The sequence below is a fragment of the Vibrio sp. SS-MA-C1-2 genome (assembly GCF_021513135.1).
In the GTDB taxonomy this organism is placed as follows: Bacteria; Pseudomonadota; Gammaproteobacteria; order Enterobacterales; family Vibrionaceae.
The window spans coordinates 2,088,891-2,111,685 of sequence record NZ_CP090981.1 but is presented as its reverse complement, the minus strand read 5'-3'; the positions used below and the strand labels follow the sequence as shown (position 1 = coordinate 2,111,685).

Sequence of the window (22,795 nt, the reverse complement as noted above, 5' to 3'; positions counted from 1 at the left end):
TATGGAGAGTGAAATATGGATATTAAAAATAATCAAGATATTAATGAAGAGTTTTTAATGACGTTACTCTGCTTAGTTGGCGAGGCGAGATCGTTAATCATGGAAGCAATGAGAAAAGCACGAGTTGGCGATATTATTAATGCAAAAGCGGATCTTCATGCTGCTGATGATTTACTTGCCAATGTCCATAAAACACAAACATCATTAATTGGTTTTGATCAAGGAGAAGGTAAGGTGAAAATGACTTTAATTCTCACCCATATTCAAGATCACATAATGACCGCTATGTTGTGTCGGGATATTGCAGATGAAATAGTTTTTATCCATCAAAACCGTTGTCAGGCTTTACTTTAATTTAAGCTTTCTTATTGACTATACTCAAAATAATTGCAGTTGCTAGTAGGCGCTAAGTAAATGAGAGCCTATGATTGGGACGAATGATCGACGCCAACAAACTAGCATCTTCAAGTATGAAGAGTATATATCTAAAGTCGGAAAGGTATATAACGCAGGTTAATTAATATGAAAAAAAGAGTTTTTGATTTAACAAAAGAAGACGTTGATTCACTTAATCGTATAGAGTTAATTCAATCTATTCAGCGATCTGAAGGTCGAACCTTAATGGTTGAAAATGTCGTTAGTATGGAACCACCTATCGATCTTGTTTCTGGTGTTGAGTTAGCTGCTGGGTTTGGTGCCGATATGATTACATTTAATTGTTTAGATGTCTTTAAGCCTGAGGTGAAAATTTTAGGAGGAACAACGCTCTCTATTGCTAAAGTCAAACAGCTAACGGGGCGAATTGTTGGTTGTAACTTAGAACCTGTTCCTGAAGATATTACAGATATCGCAGTTGGACGTTCCGTCACGGTTGAATCTGTTAAGCAAGCCATCGATTTAGGTTTACATTATATTATGTTAACGGGTAATCCAGGGATGGCAGTGTCACAAGAGACAATATTAGCCGCGATCAAGCTTGTTCGATCACTTTCTGACGAGATAGTTATCATTGCAGGAAAAATGCACGGTGGTGGCATAGGTAATGACTATAATTTAGATTGTATTTCAGATTTTGCATCAGCTGGCGCCGACATTATGATGTTCCCTGCACCTTATACAACACCAGGGGTATCACCAAAACTGGCAGCAAAGATGATGAAAAAGGTTCATGAAAATCAAATGTTAGGGATGCTGGCTATCGGGACATCTCAAGAAGGTGCTTCAGAGAGTTATATTGAAAAAGTAGCAATGGAGTCTAAAGCGGCGGGTGCAGACATTGTACATATTGGTGATGGTGGATTTGGTGGCATTGCACCACCAGAAAACATTATTACCATGGGTATGGCAATTCGAGGTCGACGACATCAATATAAGAGAATGGTCAATCGTCGATGAAAATGTTGAGATGAAAGACAATGATAGCGTGATTTAAGAAAAAATTGAATCTGAATTATACACACCAAGTATCATAACTTGTTAATAAAATCCTCACCCGCAAACGATTTCGGATGAGGATTTTTAACATTTGACTGCATTTTAAGCAAATAAAAAGAATTTATATCTTTTTGTTTGTCAGACCAAAATCCATTTGCTAGTATCCGCGCCATAGCAATATTGAGTTGTATAATTTTGGCGATATGGGCCATAAAGTCTCTACTCGGAATCCGTAAATTTCCGAACTACAATTTTAGATAGGCTAGTAATACAATATAACCGTTAGAATGATGCTACCTTAGTTTTTTACTTTGTAGATAATGTCATACCAATTTTTTGTATTCTCCTATCAGTCAGTAGATCCTTATACTCCACAATGTTGTCTTTCTAATTCTTTAACTACTTTGAGATTATGATGGACAAATATTTTCAGCTACAAGCACGTGGCGCTAATGTAAAAAATGAAATTTACGCTGGCTTCGTTACCTTTCTAGCAATGAGTTACATTCTGGCGGTTAACCCGGCTATTCTTGGTAGTATTCCAGGCATGGATAAAGGCGCAGTTTTTACTGCTACCGCACTTTCAGCAGCAATCGCAACCTTTATCATGGGTTTTTTTGCTAACTATCCTGTGATGTTAGCGCCTGGAATGAGCATGAACTCTTTTTTTAAAGGAATGCTTGTTAGTGGTGCCATTACTTTAGCTTGGAATGAAGCGTTATTAGGTATATTTATTTCAGGGGTTATCTACTTCTTCTTTAGTTTAACGCCAGCTCGACGCATTATTATTGAAGCTATTCCTAATGATCTTAAATATGGTATTGCAGTCTCTCTTGGCTTGTTCTTAACCTTCTTAGGGCTAAAAAATTCTGGAATTATCACTGCCAATCCTTTTGTTCTTGTCCAACTTGGTGATATTTTCAATCCACAAGTCGCGATAGCGTTAATTAGTATTTTTATTGCTATCGGTTTTATGGTTCGCGGCATTAAGTTAGCAACAGTCATCTCGTTTGTCGCTGCGGTACTATTAAGTATTTTGTCTGATAAGGTACTAGGGACTTCGTTATTAACATTACCTGATGCGTTATTTTCAGTTCCACCATCAATTGCGCCTACCTTTGGTGCGATTTTTGATGTGTCACAATTAACGTTACCTGATTTAACTTCACTATTTTTTATTGTCTTGATCTTCTTTATTGTCGATTTTTTTGATGGATTAAGTACGATTGTAGGGGTAGGTCGCGATGCCGGTATTATCACGGATGATAAAGTACCAAATGCTAAAGCTGCACTCGTTGCAGATTCTGGTGGTACGATTATTGGTACTTTATTAGGTACAACTTCAATTACTTGTTTTTCTGAATCAGGTGTTGCGTCTTCTCTTGGTGCTAAAACCGGCTTAAGTGCGATTACTACGGCAGCTTTCTTTTTACTGTCACTTTTCTTATATCCACTGTTCTCAATTTTTACTACTGCTATTGTTGCACCAGCCATGGTTATTATCGGAATTTACATGATTGGTAATGTTGCACATGTTGATTGGGAAAAACCACAATTTAGAGTGTCCGTTTTCTTTACCATGATCTTTAGCTTATTAACCTTTTCACCAGCAAATGGAATGGCAATTGGTTTTATTAGTTACTGCTTTGTGATGTTAGTACTTGGAAAAGGGAAAGAAGTTCACCCACTGATTTATGGATTAGGCGTGCTGTTTTTCGCTTATCTTGTTATATTATAAGGATTAAATGATGAATTTATTAGAGAAACGTATTTTAGAACAAGGTCGCGCATTTAACGGAGTTGCTTTAGATGCGAGTCAATTTCTAACTCGTCAGATTGATATCTCTCTGCTTGATTACTGTGCGACCATGATTGCAGATAAATTTAAACAGAGCGGTGCGACCCGTGTTGTGACAATTGAAAGCGGCGGTATCGCAATTTCAACCTTGGTTGCTTTAAAGTTAGGTTTACCTTTAGTATTATTAAAAAAGCAGTTAAGTATTCTTGATGATCAAGAGATGCTGCTAACCAATGTTCATAGTTTCACTAAAAATATAAGTTATCAGCTTAATTGTGTGAAATCACACCTTCCAGAGGGAAGTAAATTACTGTTTATCGATGATGTTTTAGCTCATGGCAATGCTTTAGAGGGTATTTTATCTATCGCTGAGCAAGCTGAAGCAACGGTTGTTGGTGGTGGATTCTTATTTGAAAAGAGCTTCCAACAAGGTCATCAACTTTTAGAGAGTAATGGTATTGCCTCATTATCTCTTGCTCGAATTAGTTCGTTAAAGAATGGCATTGAGCTTAATTTATGCTCTGATAGCCTTGACTCTAAAGAGTTAGATTCTGAAACGCATGAACAATCATCTTCTACCCCTATTAATGAAGTGGCTTAAAATGACAAATATCCATAATGATCGTATTTTAATCTTAGATTTTGGTTCTCAATATACTCAATTAGTGGCGCGTCGAGTTCGTGAAATTGGTGTTTATTGTGAACTTTGGAGCTGGGATGTTGATGAAGCGGATATTCGTGAATTCAATCCTGATGGAATTATTCTTTCGGGTGGTCCTGAAAGCGTCACAGAAGCTAACTCTCCTCGTGCTCCTCAGTATGTTTTTGATTCAGGCGTACCTGTTCTTGGGGTTTGTTATGGTATGCAGACAATGGCAGAGCAGTTAGGTGGCCGTGTTGCGAGTTCTGATGAGCGCGAATTTGGTTATGCTCAAGTTGCAGTGAATAATACCTCTTCTATTTTTAAGGATCTTGAAGACAGCCAAGATGTGTGGATGAGTCATGGTGATAAAGTTGTTGAAATTCCATCGGGCTTTGTCAAAGTAGGTGAAACTGATACCTGTCCATATGCGGCGATGGAAAATCAAGAAAAAAATATTATGGCGTGCAATTCCACCCTGAAGTGACACATACAAAAAATGGCTTAAAAATGTTGGAGAACTTTGTTCTTGAAGCATGTGGTTGTCAACGCTTATGGACGTCAGAATCGATCATTGAAGATGCGATTGCTCGTATTAAAGAGCAAGTTGGTGATGATGAAGTTATTTTAGGGCTTTCAGGCGGTGTCGATTCATCAGTTGTAGCAATGTTAGTTCATCGTGCTATCGGTGATAGATTGACCTGCGTTTTTGTTGATAACGGTTTATTACGTCTCAATGAAGGTCAGCAAGTGATGGATATGTTTGGTGATCAATTTGGTCTAAACATTATCAAAGTCGAAGCTGAGCAACGTTTCTTATCGGCGCTTGAAGGAAAATCTGATCCTGAAGAGAAACGAAAAGCGATTGGGCATGTCTTTATTGATGTCTTTGATGAAGAGTCCAAGAAGTTACAAAATGCAAAATGGTTAGCACAAGGAACAATTTACCCGGATGTGATTGAATCTGCGGCATCTAAAACAGGTAAAGCGCACGTGATTAAATCTCACCATAATGTTGGCGGACTTCCTGATGATATGGCGATGGGCTTGGTTGAGCCGTTGCGTGAACTATTCAAAGATGAAGTACGTAAAATTGGTTTAGAGTTAGGCCTTCCGTATAACATGCTTTATCGTCATCCCTTCCCAGGTCCTGGTTTAGGGGTTCGTGTTCTTGGTGAAGTTAAAAAAGAATACTGTGATTTATTGCGTCGTGCAGATGCGATCTTTATTGAAGAGCTTCATATCGCCGAACTTTATCATAAGGTTTCTCAAGCATTCACTGTTTTCTTACCTGTACGTTCAGTAGGTGTGATGGGGGATGGTCGTAAATATGATTGGGTTGTTTCATTACGAGCGGTTGAGACCATTGACTTTATGACAGCGCATTGGGCTCATCTTCCTTATGACTTCTTAGGTAAGGTTTCAAACCGTATCATCAATGAAGTCGATGGAATCTCTCGTGTTGTTTATGATATCTCAGGAAAGCCCCCAGCAACGATTGAGTGGGAATAACCGGTTATATTAAAGACTGAGTTAAAACAATAGAAAACTGCCTCATAGTATTCAGACTTCTGTCACTATGGGGCTTTTTATTAAGTGAGAAAACTAACGGTTAGCTTTCTTTTGTGTTATTGCCTTTCTGTGTAAGTTGACACATTGGGTCAATTTGTTGACTTTTAACCAAGTTAACATCTTTAGGGTGATGTTTTTTATAATAAACAATCGCGCTGGTGGTTGCAATGACACAACCCGATAGACTGTAGCAAGTCGCCAGTAGAATAAAGGTTCTTACAATTTTCGTTTTTAGATGTTTTTTCAAATTGAAAACCTAGTGTTCAGTGATGGTATGAGTTAAATCATATTCCAATACTTTATTCATAAATTAAAGTGTGGATAAAAAAAGAAAGCCATATTTTCATATGGCTTTTTAATTATTCTTCAACAATAATTTAAATTAGATTTGATCTAATTGCACTGGGAGAAATACTAGTTTCGTTGAGAAAGAAAAGCGAAACCAGTTACAAAAGCTTGCTCTTGAAATTGCTTAAGGCCTGTTTCACGGAAATCAATCGGTAACGGATTACGTTTTAGGATTTCTTTTAGTTCTGTCGTTGAAAGCAATGTTACTTCTACGTCATCGATTAATTGAATTGCAGCTTCAAGTTTGAAACTAACAGAACCGCCAGCGAATTTACCTTTGGTTTGACGCTGTTTAATCGCTACTTTTTCAATTTTATAATCTTCACAAAGCTTTTTAAACGCAAACTGAAAGTCTTTGACTTGCTGTGTATCTAATGCATTATTGATTGAAATCTTCTTTACACGGCAATCAGGTAGTTCAAACAGACCATCGTTTTTACCTAATAAACAGATGATTGCATCATTACCTTTTAGTTCTACACCACAAATTCTCATTTTTAAATTCTACTCTTAAAGATATATAGGGGTAATTATATGCCAAAGTGGGGAGTGATGGCACTAATTTCATTATAAATAATTTCAATTGTTTCTCAATCTAGGTCTTGAAACAACGTCTTTCACTAATAGCCATTATTTATTTTCTGCTAATAATGCTTTTAATATGGTTATTACGCCATGTTGCTGATTAGATGGCGCAGTATAATTGGCATGATTTTTAACCTTAGGATGAGCATTTGCCATGGCATAGCTATATTCAGCATTATCTAACATTTCAAGATCATTGAGGTAATCGCCAAATACCATGGTTTCAGTTTTGTTGAAGTTAAAATGTTTCTGTAAAAATTGCAGTGCATCACCCTTGGATGCGGTTTTATTCATGATATCTAGCCAGATATGCGCAGAAACAATAACCTGCATATCTGCGCCAAAATGTTGATTTAGGGTAGGGAATACATGTTCTTCTGTTCCTTCAAAATTACAAATTGCTATCTTGATAAATTCATCATCAACGTGTAAAAGATCTTCAACATATTGGCATTTATGATAATACTTTTTAAATTCGTCAAGTAACTCTGGCTCTTGGGTTTCAATATACGCAGAGTTTTTACCGCATAACACTAAGTAACTATTTGGAAGTTGTCGAACGTGTTCAATGATTGCAGGAATTGTGGTTTTATCTAAGGTGTTACTATACAGTTCTTTGCCTTGATGCATAACGACGGTGCCATTTTCGGCAATATAGACCAGTTCATCTTTGATATCACCAAAGGTTTCATACAAGCTATAATATTGACGACCAGAGGCAGGGCAAAAGATAATCCCTTGCGCTTTTAGCTGTTGATATATCGAACTAAATTCAGTAGGTAGTTGGCTGTTTTCATCGAGTAATGTGCCATCCATGTCTGTCGCTATAAATTTAATCTGGTTCATCGTTATTCCATCATTTATTGAGTTTATACCCTTCTTACTTGAAGTAACTAGGTCGTTAGCTGCACTCGCTTGCCGCCGACTAGCACCCACAATTACTTTGGGTATAGATTATTAAAAATAAGGCGATTAATACGGTTTGTAGGTAATCGCCTTGTTTCTATTCAGAGATTAAAACTCAGAAATTAAATTCCTGCTTTTAACTTTTGGAAATACTCTTCATAAAGAATATTGGCTTTACCCACTGAGTTTTGCCATTCACCGTTATCCATCACTTCTTGTGGCGGGTAGACGTTTGGATCATTAATAAACGCTTTAGGTAAGAGCGGATAAGCAGATTTAACTGGCGTTGGGTAACCAATCTCTAAGGCAATTTTCGCTGCGTTCTCTGGGCGTAATAAGAAATCAATCATCTTATGTGCCGCTTCGGTATGTTCAGCATTGACTGGAATTGCTAAATTATCCATCCAGAATATTGCCCCTTCTTTTGGCCAAACAATCTCAATAGGCGCGCCTTCTTGACGTGCAGCGTAGGCAGAGCCATTCCACAGCATACCTAAAGCAGTTTCACCCGCCATATAAGGGTTAGCAGGGAAGTCTGAGTTAAATACCAATACGTTTGGCATCAGTTTCTTCAACTCTTCATAAGCCGCTTTAATTTGTGCGGGATCTTCGGTATTTGCTGAATAACCGAGCTTCTTAAGTCCTAGATGGAAAAATTCACGAGAATCATCCATCATCATTAACTGACCTTCCCATTTCGGGTCCCAAAGATCAGCCCAGCTTGTGATTTCACTTTTATCGATAATATCTGTATTGACGCCAATACCTGTCGCGCCCCAAATATAAGGGATTGAATAATCATTGTTTGGATCAAAAGGTTTATTTAAATAGTTACTGTCTAGGTCTTTAAAATGGTTTAATTTACTGTGATCGATTTTTTGTAGCATGCCTTCATCACGCATCTTCGAGATGTAGTAAGTCGAGGGGACCACGAGATCATAACCTTCAGGATGCGTTTTCAATTTAGCATACATAGATTCATTGGACTCATAAGTCGAGTAGATGACTTTGATTCCTGTCTCTTTAGTAAATTGCTCTAAGATATCGGTAGGAATATATTCAGACCAATTGTAGAAGTAGAGTTCATTATCAGCTGCTAACGCTGCACCAGAAAACATTGATAGTGCACATGCAGAACCAATGAGTGTCTTTTTCCATTTTGCCATTTTAAATTACTCCTAGACTCAACTCGGATAGAAGAGTCTGTATTATTTGATAAAGACTCAGATCTAAGTCTTATTTATCATAGGGCGTTTTCCGCCCCTCCTAAAAGATAGTATTAATTATTTCAGTTTATCTCGGGAGATCACTTGCGATGTGAGCACCAAGATTAGAGAGACAATTAACATCAGGGTTGCCAATGCATTCACTTCAGGGGAGATGCCTACTTTAACCATTGAGTATATTTTCAGTGGTAAAATTTCATAGGTTGGCCCTGTTACGAAGGAACTAACAATGACATCGTCAAGTGACAATGTAAAACTAAGTAGCCAGCCAGCTGCAATAGCGGGTTTAGCTAACGGTAAAATAATTTTAGATAATATTACCCATTCACTGGCACCTAAATCTTTAGCGGCTTCTAGCATTTTAACGTCAAAGCCATTTAAGCGGCTATAAACGGTCACCACCACAAAAGGAAGGCAAAAGGTAATATGAGAGATTAATAGGGTAAAGAAACCTAGTTGCGCACTGACAACGGTAAATAAGGCTAATAGTGAAATTGCCATTACGATATCTGGAGACATCATCACCACAAACAACATCCCGTTGACGAATCCTTTACCACGGAAACGGTAACGATAGAGTGCAATCGCGGCTAAACTACCAAGAATGACCGCCGCAGTTGCCGAAAAAAGTGCAATGATTAACGAATGGCCAGCAGCTTGCATCAAACTGTCATTATTAATCAGTTCTTGATACCACTTAAAAGTAAAGCCTTTCCACTTCATACCGAAGCGGCTCTCATTAAAAGAATTAACAATCAATACAATGATAGGAATATATAAAAATGCGTATACCAAGCTTAGATAGCTAGAGCGTAATAGTTTTAACATTAGTCTAACTCCACTTTTTTATTGAGCATTTTACCCACTCGCCAATAGATATAGAGCAATAACCCCATTGCTGTTGTTAATGCAATGCTAGTCGCTGCACCAAAAGGCCAGTCTCGCATATTAAGGATTTGACTCTTTATCACATTACCTATTAATAGATTTTTTGCACCACCGAGTAGGTCAGAGACATAAAACATCCCCAAGGCTGGAAGCAGTACTAACAGACAACCGGCAACAATACCTGGCATGGTTAGAGGTAAGATAACTCTAAAGAAAGTTTGGATCTTATTCGCACCTAAATCTTTTGCAGCTTCTAGGTAGACGTTATCTAACTTCTCAATGCTTGAATAGAGGGGCAAAATCATAAATGGCAATAGAATATAGACTAAACCAATCATCACTGCATACTCTGAATACATAATGCGAATCGGTTTATCGATGATATCTAACGCTAATAGTGATTTATTTAATACACCACTAGTACCAATCACAATTTTTAAGCCATAAGTACGGATCAGTGAATTAGTCCAAAAAGGAATAATCACCAAAAAGAGCATGATTGGACGCCACTTTGCTTTCATGCGAGCCACAATGAAAGCAAATGGATAACCAATAATAAGACACAGTAAGGTAGCGACTGTTGCCATATAGAATGAATGCCACACCACTTTAGCGTATAAAGGATCAAACAGGCGTAAATAGTTATCCAACGTCAAGGTGAGATCGATTAGCTTTGCATCATCTCGGGTTAAAAAGCTGGTACCGATGATCATTAAGTTGGGGATAAAGACAAAACAGATTAACCAGCCAACGATGACGGTAACAATGACTTTTTGTAGGTTAATTGACTTGTTCATCAGCGAGCACCACCTCCCAGCTTTCAACCCAAGTCACAGCGACTTTTTGGTTTAGTGAATGGTCAACGTCTGGATCATCTTCATTAAAGAATTCACTAACCATTAAAGTCTTGCCATTCTCTAATTCAACGACAGAATCTAAGGTCATGCCTTTATAGTTACGTTCACGGACATAGCCGATAATCGCATCACTAGCTTGATTTTTATTGAGCTCTTCAAGACGAAGATCTTCAGGGCGAAGTAGAACATTAATATGTTCTCCAGCCACCACATCAATTGGACAGTAGACGATACATTCTCGACCTTCAACATTCGCTTTGATGCGTTTATTATCGATACGTTCTAATACATTAGCCGTGAAGACATTAATTTCACCAATAAAACGCGCAACAAATAGATTGATTGGTTCTTCGTAGATCTCTTTTGGTGAGCCATCTTGTTCAATGTTACCGTCACGCATAACGATAATACGATCTGACATTGAAAGGGCTTCTTCTTGATCGTGGGTCACAAAAATGAAAGTGATCCCTAATTTACGTTGAAGTCGCTTAAGTTCTAGCTGCATCTCTTTTCGCAACTTATAATCAAGCGCAGAGAGGGACTCATCAAGTAATAACACTTTAGGCTTATTCACCACGGCTCTGGCAATAGCGACTCGTTGTTGCTGACCGCCTGATAGTTGATGAGGTTTTCGTTCTGCAAAATCAGCCAAGCGCACCATCTGAAGCGCTTCCATTACTCGTGGTTTAATTTCAGAGGTAGGAACTTTTTGCATTTTTAAACCAAATGCAACATTCTCAAATACCGTCATATGTGGAAAAAGGGCATAACTTTGGAAGACCGTATTAACATGTCGGTGTTCAGCTTGCACCTGAGTCACATCTTTGCCATCTAACAACACAGTACCTGCGTCGGCTTCTTCTAAGCCTGCAATAATTCGCAATACGGTTGTTTTACCACAGCCTGAAGGGCCAAGAATGGTAATAAATTCTCCATGATTAACATCGAGATTAAAATGGTCAATGATCTGTTTACCATCAAAGCTTTTTGCTAAGTTGGTGAGTCGAATAACGGGCGTGTCTTGATGGGAAACTGTCTGGTTCAATGCTCTGTTATCTCCGCCTTAGAGTACGATAAATCGTAACCTATTATTATCTGTCGATTGAAAGTGCGCATAATAGACGCCTAATGCAACTATTTAAAGTATTTTTTGACCTGTTTTAAAGCAAATATTCAATAAATTTAGCAAGCTAATGATAAAATCATCTTTTCAACCTCTACTGATTAATAATAGAGCAGGTTTGACGCAAAAGTGTTGGAACTTCTAATTAATAGGTTACCAAACTGTTAATGCAATGGGTTTTAAGTAAAAAAGTTTAAATATAGGCAAATAAACGTTTTTGTCGCTTTTGACTATTCAGTATAATGATTTCTTTTTTTACTCGATAAAGAAGTCATATGTCTGATAATAAGAACCAGAAATCATTTATAGTTGGTGGAAGTTTAGAGAAAGCTCTCAGTGGGGATTACCAACTTCCGGTTTCGACTGTGATAAAAGAGACCATTCAGGTGATGTGGAAGAACTTGTTCTCTTTTTTACCCTCTGTTATCTTCCTAATCTGTATTCAGGTTATTATCTTCTGGCTTTCATTAAAGATTCAAGTCGGTGAGCCTCGTCTGTTATTTCAAGCATTAATCAGTGGTAATAATTTTACTACCGACATGCTTGATAATCTGATTATTGCCAACGTCAGTGCCGAAATTCTATCAGCACCAATTTATGCGGGTGTGAGTTTGATGGCAATGAGTCATGCGATTGGTTTGAAAACAAAACCTCGTCATATATTAAAAGGGATGAATTTTTTAATTCCAGTCACGATATCAATGATGCTGTTAACCTTAATTGAAGGTGCGGGTAATGCAATTTTCCCAATCATTGGTTTATATCTAACAATGTCGCTTTCTTTTGTCATTCTATTAGTGTGCGAACGTCGTATGCGTCCATTCCAAGCCGTAGTTACTTCGGTTCGTGTTGTAACTCGTAAGATTATTCCGTTGACCGGTATTTTCCTTGTGGCGTTGATCTTCTTCTTGTCTGCGATTCCGACAATGGGGATTTCATTAATCTTAGCGTTCCCATTCTTCTTCACTTTAAAAGGTGTGTTATATCGTCGAATCTTCGGGGTGAATGTGCAGATTGTCGGTGAGGTGAACGCCAATGATGAACACAAACAACCTGTCGATCAATATACTAATGAAGAATATTCAAATAGTGGCAAAACAGATGTAGATTCATCTGCTACTTCTGATTACTCTGAATCTGACTCAACCGCGGTAGACTCTGAGACTAAAGAGCCAGAGAATAATCAAAGACCACCAAAATCACCTCAAGGTGGTAATCAAGGAACGAGCGGAAATCAAAGCGCTGGTGGCAGTAATACCTTCGACGCATAACATGAACATGGAAAGAGCTAAAGGGGTGACTTTTTAGCTCTTTTTTTACTGATTCTATCAATAATTAAAAAGGGATAATAACAATGAATCAACGGACGATGCTAAAAGAATTTTTTCAATTAAGCTCTAACTCCCGCATAAAATTGATACCAAGCTTACTTTTGGCTTCTTTACTCTCTACCTCATTCTCTACCTTTGCGGATGACAAGCTTTCATTACGCTATAACGATTTTTATAACCGTGCAAAATATAATATAGCTGAAGAGTTTCAAGATCTGAATGTCAGCTTTTATCTAAAAACAAAACGCGGTGAGGTGTGTCAAATAAATCAAATTGAAATGCGGAAAGAAGAACATTTTGAAATAATTGCTATACCTGAAACTAATCAACTTATGATTCCTATGGATAGTACATTACGAAAAGTGAATCCAGATATTTTTATCCATTATCAAAGCCCAAATAACTTATCTTGTGATATGTCTATAGAAGTAGAAGCAAAAGATAATCATATAACAAAGATTAATGGCCAGACATTGGATTCATTAACCAAGCAGTTTTCTAGTCTATATCAAGAACTCGGTGGAATGATGTCATCATGGTTTGTCCCTGAAGCTACGGGCATTATTATTTCATTCGATCAGCCAACTTTTATTGATAGCCAACAAGGGAAGGTAATAGAAACAAAAGAGAATAAACTATACTTATCTCTTGGTCAGCTTGAAGATGACTCTTTGATATTTTCTCAAGCATCGGTAAAAGTGACGCCTTGGTTTTCAACTAAATAGTGAAGAAAAATCAACCATTCTCATGTCTATTATTCAGGCTTTCTATATCTAAAATAGTTGGCGTTGCTAGTAGGGGAACGAACGCAATCAACAACCGATCAGCTTCAAGTATGAAGGGTATCTATTAGAAATATAGTAAAGTTAATATTAAATACTCGCTTAATATTTAGGTTCATCCTCTATTTTCGCAAAATAAATAACAATAATTTGTAGAAAATACACTCTTAAAAATGACATAACGCAATAAAACATAAGTAAAAGCATCGCATAATAATTCAATCTAAAAAGAATTTAATAAATTATAGAGAATATTATTATGAACCAGCTCGTTGATCGCTTTATGCGTTATGTCGCTTTTGATACACAATCAGATTCTGAAAGTACGACAACACCAAGTACCAGTAAGCAGCTAACATTTGCACAATTCTTGCGTGATGAGCTTACTTCAATGGGGCTTGCTGATGTTTCATTAGACGAGAATGGTTATTTAATGGCTCGTCTTCCTTCTAATGTCGTACACTCTGTCCCAGCGATTGGTTTTATTGCTCACATGGATACAGCAATGGATGCTTCTGGTGCGAATGTTAAACCTCAACTAGTAGAAAATTATCAAGGCGGTGAAATCGCGCTAGGGAATGGAGAGCAATTCCTTTCACCTTCTCAATATCCAGATCTAAATAAACTATTAGGTCATGATTTGATTACCACTGATGGTTCAACTCTATTAGGGGCGGATAATAAAGCGGGTATTGCTGAAATCATCACGGCGATTGCAACACTACAAGCAAATCCTTCTATTCCTCATGGTGATATTTGTATTGGCTTTACGCCAGATGAAGAGATTGGTCGCGGTGCAAATTTCTTTGATGTTAAGAAGTTTGGTGCTGAATGGGCTTATACCATTGATGGCGGCCCAGTTGGTGAGCTTGAGTTTGAAAACTTTAACGCGTCTACTGCGACGGTTATTTGTCACGGGAATAATGTACATCCTGGTTCAGCTAAAGATAAAATGGTTAACTCAATGACCATTGCAGGTAAATTTATTTCGCGTATGCCTAAAACTGAAACACCTGAATGCACAGAAGGTTATGAAGGGTTTTATCATTTGAAATCAATGATTCCTGCCGTTGCAACTACAGAGTTAAGCTATATTGTTCGTGATTTTGACTTAGATAAAATGACAGAACGTAAGCAATTCATGTTAGATCAAGCTGCACAATTGAACGAAGAATTAGAAAAAGGTTCAGTGGAAGTTCAAATCACGGATAGTTACTTTAATATGCGTGAAAAAGTGATTCCTCATATGCATATTATCGATGTCGCTAAGCAAGCCATGTTTGCATGTGATATTGAACCAATGATTAAGCCTATTCGTGGTGGAACTGATGGAGCTCGTCTATCGTTTATGGGGCTACCATGCCCAAATATCTTTACGGGGGGTTATAACTTCCATGGTATCCATGAGTTCATTACTATTGATGGTATGAAACAAGCCGTGGACGTCATTGTCAAAATTGCGGAATTAACATCAGAAAAGAAATAATCAAATATTCAAATAATGAATTAATCTAGAGTTATTTGAATAGAGATCAAAAGGAGGTAGCTAAGACTGCCTCTTTCTATCTCTATGCTCAATCAATTGTTGCCACCTTTTATATAAACACCGTATAATCACGCCAAAATTAATAGCCTGCAAATCTTCGGTTAACTAAGTATCCGAGAGAGAAAAGTAATGAATCAATCAGATATCCAAAAACAAAAGCTTGAATTTAATAAATTGTCTAAACGTCTTCGTCGCCAAGTAGGGACGGCAATCAGTGATTTTAATATGATCGAAGAAAATGACGTGGTAATGGCTTGTATCAGTGGAGGGAAAGACTCCTTTGCAATGCTCGATATTCTTTTATCATTACAAAAATCAGCTCCGATTAAATTTGATGTTATTGCGGTTAACTTAGATCAAAAACAGCCTGGATTCCCTGAGCATATTCTTCCTGAGTATTTCGAAAAGATGGGTGTTCCTTACTACATTGTTGATAAAGATACTTACTCGGTAGTAAAAGAGAAGATTCCTGAAGGGAAGACAACTTGTGGTCTTTGTTCTCGTCTTCGTCGTGGCACGTTATATTCATTTGCTGAAAAAATTGGTGCGACGAAATTAGCCTTAGGTCATCATATGGATGATATTGTTGAAACGATGTTCCTGAACATGTTCCACGGTTCACGTCTCAAGGCGATGCCACCGAAATTACGTTCAGATGATAAACGTAATGTCGTTATTCGCCCTTTGGCTTATTGTCGTGAAAAAGATCTGATTCAGTTTGCTGAAAAGCGTCAGTTCCCAATTATTCCTTGTAATCTTTGTGGTTCTCAAGAGAACTTACAGCGTCAAAATATCAAAGGAATGTTACTTGAGTGGGATAAGAAAACCCCAGGTCGAGTAGAGAGTATTTTTAAATCAATTCAAAATATTAGCCCAAGTCAATTAGCTGATCGAGAGCTGTTCGATTTTATCAATCTTCCGATTGATCGTTCTACTGAAAGAGATGCATATCAATTTACTGAGGCTGAAGTTTCTTCTTCAAATTTAGATACATCGGTAATGGTTGCTGTAGAAGATTTTGATGATAGCCAAATTATTGATGTAACAAACGTCTAATTCACTGCATCTATTTTACATTTAAAAAGGCAGATAACCTGAGTTATCTGCCTTTTTTACTTTAAGTTGCTTGGTTGTTGGCTACAAGCAACTTTAATTACTTTAGCTATAAACTGAGATCTTGATTAAAATAGCGCGTTGAATTGCTGGTGGATTGTTAAATTTACGAAAGAATTCGCTCATGAGTTGAATTTGCGACAACGAATATAAATCAATTGGTTATAATGAGGATGTTTTAACTATGTTTAATTGTGATTAAGGGATTTTTATGAAAAAGCTACTTGCTGTATTGACACTATCTTTATTTGTTTATGGTTGCTCTTCTACAGCTACTTCGACAAAACAAGAAAACCAACAACCATCAAATTCTAAACTGGCTTTAACAGCTGAGAACCTACAGCATCATAACTGGGTTTTAGTTAAAATAAATGATAACAAATTTAAAGTGCCAGAAAATTTTGAAGTGCCAAATATTGAGATCAATGAAAAGCTAACAACAACAGGTCGAGCGGGTTGTAATAACTTCTTTGGGCAGATTGAGGTTAAAGGTGACCAACTCCGTATCGATGGTATGGGGATGACTAGAATGATGTGTATTGGCAATATTGTGGATATTGAAAATGCGGTCACGGCAACATTATCAGATTGGAGTGATGTGACGCTGACTAAGGAACAACTCATTCTAAAAGGTGATAAATACACATTAACTTATGTTTTACGTGATTATATGATTTAAGCTTAAAGCTATTTAATTACTCATTACAGGTAAATTGTACTCTTTTGGCTATATTTTAATTGGCTTTAAGAAATAGACGTTTTTTAGCTATCCTCGATACCTCATTTAAAGGTTGCTCTGGGGATAGCTCTCTTCTTATTCCTTTATTTTTATTCCTCTGCTTTTAATCTTTACCGCCAAATTTTCTTTCATATATATCGATACCAAAACCAGTATCAAGTGGGGGATTAGGTATTAATTTAAAACTTCTTTGGGTTGTATCATCTCTCTCTGCCCGTAAAAATAGTCGTTGTTTATTGCTCTCATCGTGTAATAATTTAGCGTAGCTGTATAGATGAGTAACATTAATATAATTTATTTCACATTGTTCAAATGCATCGGTGATCTGTTTAATGAGTCCCGAACCTTCTAACTCATTGGTTGAAGTAAAAGATTCATTCATCAATACCATTGAATTAGCTTTTAAGTAAGGGATTATTTGGCTTATTCTTTTTAGCTCTTCGTCAAGCTTTCCACTGCTATTAGTTTGATCTTCTTGTCGTTTAAAATGAGTAAATAATCCATCACAAAGCATTATTGTTGCTGATTCTGCGGCAACAATAGATCCAGACTGTGTTAATAATTGTAATTGTCCTCTAGCACGCAGAAAAGTAGTTTTCCCACCTTGGTTGGCACCAGTAATAATCAGATAAGGTTGATTACTTGTTTTTAAAGAATTTGCTACAGGTAATTTTTGATCTTTAATTGCTAACGCTAAATCATAATGGTTGATAAATTGATTATCATTTATTCCTAAGGGAAGGATACTTGGAAAGCAGAATGGGAATTCATTTTCTGATAGGTGACACTTTAGGTTTTCTATCGACAAATAAAAATTCAATTGGACTTGTAACTGTTCAAAAAAATATTGAAACGTTTGACTAACCTGTAGCCATAAATTAGCTAAGTCATGCTTAGCCGTATCATTCATTTGACCTAATGTTCTAAATATAGATTCACTACGCTCTGGAATAGGAAAACTAGGTGCTGTCTGGGTTAATCTTCTAAATAGATTTTTAAATGGATTGGCAATGGGAACTTCATCACTGATGATTAATTTGGGAAACAAAAGCTGATCACCTAATGTTACATTAATAACAACTTGTTTATCAAATCTCGCAAAATCAAGATGATATTTTAGTTCTTCACAATATTCATGAGTGAACAATTTATTTAAATTACCAATAAAGTTGTTTAATCCTTTTGATTTTATTTCTGGATGGATACGATTTAATTTTTTGATGATAGATAAAATCTGTTCTAGGCCATATTGGCAAAAACGCTGACTTGAATAGAGAATAGGGCCTGCGCGATCAATTGTTGAAAGAAAAAACAATTTTTTTTGCTGCTCTTGTATTTCAAAAGTCTGTTCCAATAATTTTGTAAAAAGTTCTTGATGATTGGATATATCTTTTACTATTTCTTGTCGATAGTGAATCTCATCTGGCGTGGTTAAAGACGAGGTAAGAATATCTTTAAATGACTCTTCAAGCTCTTTATTTTGCAAGATCTTATCAATTATTACTTGTAACTCTAAATCAAATAATAATTCATCTCTATTATAAGGCGCTAATGACTTGTCATATTCCTGGCTAGGATAGAGTAAATGGACTTTCATGATACTATCCCTTTATTTTTTATTGTGTTTATAATTTCGGTTGTTGTTAATTGGTATTGAGCGGCTAAATTTAATGCTAAAGCATCTTGTGAGTAGTGTTCAGCTATAATCTTAAAGGTTCTACGGTTTGGGTTGGAGTTATCAAGCTGACTTACCATTGATGTAATAGCGGGTGAAAATTGACTTAGTCGATAAATAAAACTGACATTTACAGCCAAGCTACCTTTCTCAATTATCTTAGTTAACAATTTTTCGCTCAATAATGTCGCATCCACTAATGTCGTTGATGAGTATATTTCATTGATGATCAGTAAACTTCGATTTGTCATTAATTGATCTATTTGAAATAATCGATTGATATCATCTTGTAGTTTTCCATCTGCAGTTGTTATCACCTCATCTCGTTCAAAGTGGGTTAAAACTTGATCAACTAAGTATAAAGATGCTGAAGTTGCAGGAACAGGAACACCTAATTTAGATAAATAATGAATCTGCCCAATCGCTTTAGCAAAGGTTGTTTTACCTCCTTGATTAGGCCCACTGATAAAGATTATTCTCTGTTGCTCATCTAGTTGATAATCATTCTTAACCGTTTCTCTATTTGAATCCATCATTGAGATAGCTAAATTTATATCGTAATTACCTATAACTTTTTCTTGTTTATCGATGGAATTCAATGAAGGTACAGTAAAGGGACTTTTGAGTTTCATCATAAAGTTGTGATAGCTAAGGTAAAAACCAAACTCTTTGGTAAATAACAGTAACTTTGAATCAAAGAAGTTTAAGTTATCTTGAGATAAGCATTTTAATTGCGAAAAAGTATCAGGAAATAGCTTCTCAACCAGTTGAATTAAGTCGTAATGAATGATCCCTGCCTTAAATAAACGACTGTCATGGTTTGATGATAAATTACTTTTAGAAGGAAATAATTCCAATCTGCTGAGGCATTGGTTTAAGCGTGAATAGTAGTCAGACGGGTTATTTGCTAGATAAGCTTCGATAACTTTGTCTTTAATAGCAAAATTAATATTTATTTCAGATAAAGCGAGTTCAACCTCTTGAATCCGCTGTTTTAATTTAAGCATAATTTCAGATGCCATAATCTGATGTAAGTATCGTTCAAAGCACTTAAGCCCTTCACTTTGGCAACTATCAATAATATTAGAATTTAAAAAATTATCAATTATCGATAAATAACTTTTGAGTAAAAAAAGGTGGGTAGAGGCGACATGATTACTATCAGCACTTTTTTTTATTTGAGTATATTGCTCATCTATGTCTCTTAATTGCTTATATATCGTCGAGATAGCCATGAAAACGTGAGGATTTTTTAAGTCATTAAAAATAGCTTGGCGGTAATTAATTAATTTGAGGTTATCTAATGGTTGATAGAAATAGCTAAGAGTGTTTGAATGATCATTTTTATCAACAATGTAATCAAATACAGAATTGAGTTGGAGATCAATAAACAAAGGTAATGATTTAGAAAGTTCATTACTTGTTTTGTTATTCGCAAACAAAATACTCTCAAATTCCATATAACATCACCGACTGATTTAAATAGTATCTTTAAATATAATTCAGTTGACTTATAAGTTATATATTAATTAGTTAAAGCTATGATTTCTTTTTTGAGAATTTTGTATAAATCCCCTTAATAGCTGTATGTCATTAAGGGGAGGAGAGAGTTCAACTTTAACGAATAATATTTAACTTTAATCTTCTATTTTTGTTTCTGGTTTTAGTGGTGAAATGTAGCCATCAGGTTTAATCGCTAATAAGTCACAATTTAATTGATCAATTGTTTGTTCTGCAGTGTTCCCTATAAATGCAGCTGATAAACCAGTACGACCAATGGTACCTAAGACGACAAGCTCAGCATCAATCTTTTCTGCTACTTGAGGAATAATTTCTTCTGGAATGCCTTCTAAAACATGAACATCCTCTTCCGCTAAGCTAAATTTTTGGCGCAATGCTTTCATTGAAGTAAGATGATGGCCTCGTACTGCATCAGTGTAAGAGGAAGGATCAAACTCAGGGATTTCTATCACGATATTAGCTGGTGTCGCGGGGTAGGCATTGACTAAATTGACATTTCCATTGACGAGTTGAGATATTTCAAGACTTTCTTTTACCAGCTTATCATTCAATAAATGGTGATTATCATCTTCGGTTGCAATATTAACTGAAGTTAAAATATTTCCACCTTCAGGCCATTCGTGATCTTTAACAAGTAGCACTGGACAAGGACATTTACGGAGTAAGTGCCAATCTGTTGGTGTGAAAATGATGGTTTCAAGAATGTCATGATGTCGACTCGCTTTCATTACTAAGTCTATATTCTTATCATGAACATAATCAATAATCGCTTCATAGTGACGATTATGCCAAATAACATGAATATCTATATTTAATTCTGGATAGGATTCGCAATATTCAGCCAACAAACTTTTTTGTTGCTGGATCATTCCTTTTCTCATAGCATCTCTTTCATCAGACGAGAGCATCGAGGTCATTTCATAAGAGAAATCATAGATGGCGAGAAAGAGGGTGATAGAGACATTTTCTTGTTTTTTGGCAAGGTAGGCCGCGCGCGACAGTGCAGGTTGAGATTCGTGGTTCGTATTTGCAACAACCAAAATATTTGAATATTTATCCATAAATTTACCCCTACATATTTTTAACATCTATATATAAAGTAGCGTAAAAAAAGGAAATTTGAATGGTAATTAAGGAATAAATTGAATAATTTGATACAGCGCAAGCTTCGCTGTATCAAATATGAATCGTGCTATTGGAAGTTAATGCTATTTATCACTTTTACTGATACCAGCAAGAACAGCAAGTTCATGGCTATCAAGGATGGTAATGTATTTCCCTTTAACACTTAAAATTTCAGCTTTCTGGAAACGGCCAAGTAGGCGGCTGATAGTTTCAACGGTTAAGCCTAAGTAGTTACCGATATCACCACGGGTCATCGTTAAACGAAACTCTTTAGGTGAGAAGCCACGTTGTGAGAAACGAGTTGATAGATTATGAATAAAAGCGGCAAGACGTTCTTCTGCATTCTTCTTTGAAAGAAGGAGAATCATATCTTGATCACCTTTAATCTCGCTACTCATTAAACGCATAACTTGTTGACGAAGTTTAGGCATTTTTCCTGAAAGATCATCAAGGGTATCAAATGGAATTTCACATACCATTGATGTTTCCAATGCTTGAGCAAAGCTAGGGTGTTTCATATTAGTAATCGCATCAAAACCAATTAGATCACCGGCTAGATGGAAGGCAGTGATTTGTTCATCACCTTGTTCTGTAATGGTATAACTTTTGATTGTACCAGAACGGATAGCATAGAGTGATTTGAGTTCTTTACCAGCTTTAAATAGTTCTTGGCCTTTTTGGATCGGCTTTTTACGTTCAATAATCTGGTCGAGTTGATCTAACTCTGGTTCAGTAAGTGTAAATGGAATACACAGTTGACTAATACTACAATCTTGGCAATGGATTGCACACCCACCGGCTTGGATTCGTTTTGTTATAATTTTATCAGAAGTCATAGCATCACTTAAAAAGATTGATTCATATCAATTTTACCTCTTATTGAGTAAAAGGTCGACATTAAATTAACTGTTTGATTGCAATATAAGCAATATGAATAGAATAAGCTATTAAAAACAAAGAGTTTACTCGTTTAAATTTCAAATTTAAGAAAATAGATTTTAATTTTGCAGCGATAACACCGATTGTTAACATCGCTGGGAGTGTTCCTAAACCAAACGATAACATCACGATAGCACCTTCGGTACCACTTCCTGAGACTGCTGCCCAACTTAGAGTAGTATAAACAAGACCACATGGTAGCCAACCCCAGATAAATCCAAAAGGTATAGCATGTAAAGGTGTTCGAATAGGTAAAAATCGTTTAGCGAATGGTGATATTTTCGGCCAAATGAATTTTCCAATCACTTCTATTTTATTAACACCACTCCACCATTGACCAATATGTAGTGCAATCAAAAACATGAGCAGTGCAGCGAATAACCTTAAATAAATTAAGCCATTTGTTTCGATACCATAATCTGAGACACTAGCAATTGTACTACCAATAATCGCACCGGCAATCATATAAGAGATAATTCGGCCAAAATTATAACTCGCTAATGTTAAAAAATGGCGAACAACATGGCTTTGTTGTTGAGGTATTCCTGCTGTCACTGCAGCCGAAATGCCGCCACACATTGCAAAACAATGACCCGCGCCCATTAAACCGATAAGAAAAGCACTAAAAGCATCAAGATTTAGCATGA

Annotated in this window: 21 protein-coding genes, 1 pseudogene and 1 riboswitch; of the genes and pseudogenes, 10 read left to right on the top strand and 12 right to left on the bottom strand. The window is 36.4% G+C overall.

Features of this window, described 5'->3' with window-relative positions; genetic code table 11:
- The first annotated feature begins 15 nt into the window (after positions 1–15).
- The 5 genes and pseudogenes from L0B53_RS14025 (at position 16) to guaA (ending at position 5,384) form a co-directional block, all read left to right on the top strand.
- Positions 16–354 carry a PTS lactose/cellobiose transporter subunit IIA gene (locus L0B53_RS14025; RefSeq protein ID WP_235060226.1) on the top strand — a complete coding sequence of 113 codons (339 nt, stop codon included), beginning with the start codon at positions 16–18 and terminating at the stop codon, positions 352–354.
- Positions 355–522: 168 nt separating this feature from the next.
- Positions 523–1,395, top strand: a complete 873-nt coding sequence (locus tag L0B53_RS14020) for a dihydrodipicolinate synthase (RefSeq protein ID WP_235060225.1) — start codon at positions 523–525, stop codon at positions 1,393–1,395.
- A gap of 204 nt (positions 1,396–1,599) precedes the next feature.
- Positions 1,600–1,702: riboswitch (purine riboswitch) on the top strand.
- 144 nt (positions 1,703–1,846) lie between these two features.
- Positions 1,847–3,172 carry an NCS2 family permease gene (locus L0B53_RS14015; RefSeq protein WP_235060224.1) on the top strand — a complete coding sequence of 442 codons (1,326 nt, stop codon included), beginning with the start codon at positions 1,847–1,849 and terminating at the stop codon, positions 3,170–3,172.
- A 7-nt stretch (positions 3,173–3,179) separates the two neighbouring features.
- Positions 3,180–3,833 (top strand): xanthine phosphoribosyltransferase, encoded by a 654-nt coding sequence (locus L0B53_RS14010; protein ID WP_235060223.1) that lies wholly within the window; start codon positions 3,180–3,182, stop codon positions 3,831–3,833.
- A 1-nt stretch (position 3,834) separates the two neighbouring features.
- Positions 3,835–5,384, top strand: a pseudogene (gene guaA / locus L0B53_RS14005) (glutamine-hydrolyzing GMP synthase).
- Between the two features lie 100 nt (positions 5,385–5,484).
- On the opposite strand, the gene L0B53_RS14000 reads toward guaA, so the two are convergent.
- The 7 genes from L0B53_RS14000 to potA form a co-directional block, all read right to left on the bottom strand.
- Positions 5,485–5,691 carry a hypothetical protein gene (locus tag L0B53_RS14000; RefSeq protein WP_235060222.1) on the bottom strand — a complete coding sequence of 69 codons (207 nt, stop codon included), beginning with the start codon at positions 5,689–5,691 and terminating at the stop codon, positions 5,485–5,487.
- A gap of 167 nt (positions 5,692–5,858) precedes the next feature.
- The gene (locus L0B53_RS13995; RefSeq protein ID WP_235060221.1) at positions 5,859–6,287 is read right to left on the bottom strand and encodes a DUF3010 family protein; all 429 of its coding nucleotides are present in this window, start codon (positions 6,285–6,287) and stop codon (positions 5,859–5,861) included.
- Positions 6,288–6,422: 135 nt separating this feature from the next.
- On the bottom strand, positions 6,423–7,223 hold the full coding sequence (locus tag L0B53_RS13990; protein ID WP_409202811.1) for a Cof-type HAD-IIB family hydrolase: 801 nt from the start codon (positions 7,221–7,223) through the stop codon (positions 6,423–6,425).
- A 182-nt stretch (positions 7,224–7,405) separates the two neighbouring features.
- Complete coding sequence (locus tag L0B53_RS13985; protein WP_235060220.1) at positions 7,406–8,449, bottom strand: extracellular solute-binding protein; 1,044 nt, start codon at positions 8,447–8,449, stop codon at positions 7,406–7,408.
- Positions 8,450–8,566: 117 nt separating this feature from the next.
- The gene (potC, locus tag L0B53_RS13980; protein ID WP_235060219.1) at positions 8,567–9,337 is read right to left on the bottom strand and encodes a spermidine/putrescine ABC transporter permease PotC; all 771 of its coding nucleotides are present in this window, start codon (positions 9,335–9,337) and stop codon (positions 8,567–8,569) included.
- On the bottom strand, positions 9,337–10,194 hold the full coding sequence (gene potB, locus L0B53_RS13975; RefSeq protein ID WP_235060218.1) for a spermidine/putrescine ABC transporter permease PotB: 858 nt from the start codon (positions 10,192–10,194) through the stop codon (positions 9,337–9,339). Before potB ends, potC begins: the two co-directional genes overlap by 1 nt.
- Positions 10,178–11,299 (bottom strand): spermidine/putrescine ABC transporter ATP-binding protein PotA, encoded by a 1,122-nt coding sequence (gene potA / locus L0B53_RS13970; RefSeq protein ID WP_235060217.1) that lies wholly within the window; start codon positions 11,297–11,299, stop codon positions 10,178–10,180. The genes potB and potA overlap by 17 nt, the downstream gene beginning before the upstream one ends.
- 353 nt (positions 11,300–11,652) lie before the next feature.
- Between potA and L0B53_RS13965 the strand changes: the two genes are divergently transcribed.
- The 5 genes from L0B53_RS13965 (at position 11,653) to L0B53_RS13945 (ending at position 16,828) form a co-directional block, all read left to right on the top strand.
- The gene (locus L0B53_RS13965) at positions 11,653–12,648 is read left to right on the top strand and encodes a hypothetical protein (protein ID WP_235060216.1); all 996 of its coding nucleotides are present in this window, start codon (positions 11,653–11,655) and stop codon (positions 12,646–12,648) included.
- 83 nt (positions 12,649–12,731) lie between these two features.
- On the top strand, positions 12,732–13,433 hold the full coding sequence (locus L0B53_RS13960; RefSeq protein WP_235060215.1) for a DUF2987 domain-containing protein: 702 nt from the start codon (positions 12,732–12,734) through the stop codon (positions 13,431–13,433).
- A gap of 316 nt (positions 13,434–13,749) precedes the next feature.
- Entirely contained in the window at positions 13,750–14,976 is a 1,227-nt protein-coding gene (gene pepT, locus L0B53_RS13955; RefSeq protein ID WP_235060214.1) for a peptidase T, read from the top strand.
- A gap of 189 nt (positions 14,977–15,165) precedes the next feature.
- Positions 15,166–16,092 (top strand): tRNA 2-thiocytidine(32) synthetase TtcA, encoded by a 927-nt coding sequence (gene ttcA / locus L0B53_RS13950; RefSeq protein ID WP_235060213.1) that lies wholly within the window; start codon positions 15,166–15,168, stop codon positions 16,090–16,092.
- A gap of 268 nt (positions 16,093–16,360) precedes the next feature.
- On the top strand, positions 16,361–16,828 hold the full coding sequence (locus tag L0B53_RS13945) for an META domain-containing protein (protein ID WP_235060212.1): 468 nt from the start codon (positions 16,361–16,363) through the stop codon (positions 16,826–16,828).
- Positions 16,829–16,991: 163 nt separating this feature from the next.
- Here the strand turns inward: L0B53_RS13945 and L0B53_RS13940 are convergent, their stop codons facing one another.
- From L0B53_RS13940 to L0B53_RS13920, 5 genes are all read right to left on the bottom strand, one after another.
- Positions 16,992–18,485, bottom strand: a complete 1,494-nt coding sequence (locus L0B53_RS13940) for a MutS-related protein (protein ID WP_235060211.1) — start codon at positions 18,483–18,485, stop codon at positions 16,992–16,994.
- Entirely contained in the window at positions 18,482–20,023 is a 1,542-nt protein-coding gene (locus tag L0B53_RS13935) for a MutS-related protein (protein ID WP_235060210.1), read from the bottom strand. Before L0B53_RS13935 ends, L0B53_RS13940 begins: the two co-directional genes overlap by 4 nt.
- Positions 20,024–20,200: 177 nt before the next feature.
- Positions 20,201–21,145, bottom strand: a complete 945-nt coding sequence (gene uspE, locus L0B53_RS13930; protein ID WP_235060209.1) for a universal stress protein UspE — start codon at positions 21,143–21,145, stop codon at positions 20,201–20,203.
- Positions 21,146–21,292: 147 nt separating this feature from the next.
- Positions 21,293–22,045 (bottom strand): FNR family transcription factor, encoded by a 753-nt coding sequence (locus L0B53_RS13925; RefSeq protein WP_235060208.1) that lies wholly within the window; start codon positions 22,043–22,045, stop codon positions 21,293–21,295.
- A gap of 61 nt (positions 22,046–22,106) precedes the next feature.
- Complete coding sequence (locus L0B53_RS13920) at positions 22,107–22,793, bottom strand: sulfite exporter TauE/SafE family protein (RefSeq protein WP_235060207.1); 687 nt, start codon at positions 22,791–22,793, stop codon at positions 22,107–22,109.
- Positions 22,794–22,795: the final 2 nt, after the last annotated feature.